The following is a 1,162-nucleotide window of genomic DNA, read 5'->3' on the forward strand; positions in this document are numbered from 1 at the left end:
TGTTTGCCTCGTGACTGCGTGCCTTTTGAAGAATGAGCCTGCGAGTTTGCGGTGTGTTGCGAGGTTAACCCGTGTGGGGAAGCCGTAGCGAAAGCGAGTCCGAATAGGGCGGTTTAGTAGCGCGCTCAAGACCCGAAGCGGAGTGATCTAGCCATGGGCAGGTTGAAGCGGCTGTAAGAGGTCGTGGAGGACCGAACCCACCAGGGTTGAAAACCTGGGGGATGACCTGTGGTTAGGGGTGAAAGGCCAATCAAACTCCGTGATAGCTGGTTCTCCCCGAAATGCATTTAGGTGCAGCGTCGTGTGTTTCTTGCCGGAGGTAGAGCACTGGATAGGCGATGGGCCCTACCGGGTTACTGACCTTAGCCAAACTCCGAATGCCGGTAAGTGAGAGCGCGGCAGTGAGACTGTGGGGGATAAGCTCCATGGTCGAGAGGGAAACAGCCCAGAGCATCGACTAAGGCCCCTAAGCGTACGCTAAGTGGGAAAGGATGTGGAGTCGCAGAGACAACCAGGAGGTTGGCTTAGAAGCAGCCACCCTTGAAAGAGTGCGTAATAGCTCACTGGTCTAGTGATTCCGCGCCGACAATGTAGCGGGGCTCAAGCGTACCGCCGAAGTCGTGTCATTGCAGCAATACGCCCAACGGCGGCTGTGATGGGTAGGGGAGCGTCGTGTGCCGGGTGAAGCCGCGCCGGAAGGCAGTGGTGGACGGTTCACGAGTGAGAATGCAGGCATGAGTAGCGATACACACGTGAGAAACGTGTGCGCCGATTGACTAAGGGTTCCTGGGTCAAGCTGATCTGCCCAGGGTAAGTCGGGACCTAAGGCGAGGCCGACAGGCGTAGTCGATGGATAACCGGTTGATATTCCGGTACCCGCTGTGAAGCGTCAAACATTGAACCAGGCGATGCTAAGTCCGTGAAGCCGCCCCGGAGCCTTCGGGCAAAGGGGAGTGGTGGAGCCGACGGACCAGACCTGCAGTAGGTGAGTGATGGGGTGACGCAGGAAGGTAGTCCATCCCGGGCGGTGGTTGTCCCGGGGTAAGGGTGTAGGCCGTGTGATAGGTAAATCCGTCGCACATCAAGGCTGAGACCTGATGCCGAGCCGATTGTGGTGAAGTGGATGATCCTATGCTGTCGAGAAAAGCCTCTAGCGAGTTTC

1 rRNA gene (cut by both window edges) is annotated in these 1,162 nt (G+C 57.6%); it reads left to right on the top strand.

Annotation, left to right across the window (positions count from 1 at the left end):
* Positions 1 to 1,162: ribosomal RNA gene (locus ACZ69M_RS51045) — 23S ribosomal RNA — on the top strand (it extends past both window edges: 741 nt to the left, 1,416 nt to the right).

Source organism: Streptomyces sp. NPDC107454 (genome assembly GCF_055582885.1).